A 645-nucleotide genomic window follows, 5' to 3' on the forward strand; every position below is an offset into this window, starting at 1 on the left:
TGTCGCAAAGTTATCTTTCGCTTAAGAAGCGTTTTTCTGTTGGGCACACTTATCCAGCGAGCGCAGCGAACTGCGCGAAGCCACACCGCTCTGACTGGTCAAACTGACCTTTCCGGATCATATGTGCGACCTCGATCCCAGCAAGTGTGGCCGAAGCTGAATTCAGCGATTTGAAGGTCTGCATCGGGCGGGTGAGCTTCTTGAGGAAGCGATGGTCCTGCTCAATGATATTGTTGAGATATTTCTTTCGCCGGACGGTGATCAACCAACACCAGCCGCACATGACGAGCAGGCAGTTCATGTTGAACAGTCCAGCTGTGTTCGATCCACTTTTGTCGATCACGACCTTGTCTGGCCAGCCGTTATTGCCGACGGCTTTCACGAAAAACGCAGTTGCTGCAGCTTCGTCGCGGCGCTCCGACAGCATGAAATCTAGGGTCTTGCCGTACTTGTCGACCGCACGGCATAGTTAAGTCCACTGGCCTTTGACCTTCACATAAGTTTCATCCATCCGCCACGAACGCCCCGTTGGGGCCTTTCGATGTTGCGCTTCATCAGCCACAGTTCCAGCATATTTCTCCACCCACCGGTTGAGCGTTGCGTGATCCAAATCGACACCGCGCTCTGCCATGATTTCTTCGAGGT

The 645-nt window shown here is 53.3% G+C and carries 1 pseudogene; it reads right to left on the reverse strand.

Features of this window, described 5'->3' with window-relative positions:
- Positions 1-49 precede the first annotated feature (49 nt).
- Positions 50-645 (reverse strand): annotated as a pseudogene (locus Q1A06_RS20905) (IS6 family transposase); the annotation flags it as partial.

Origin of the sequence: uncultured Sulfitobacter sp., from assembly GCF_947497275.1 — a bacterium.
GTDB lineage: Bacteria > Pseudomonadota > Alphaproteobacteria > Rhodobacterales > Rhodobacteraceae > Sulfitobacter.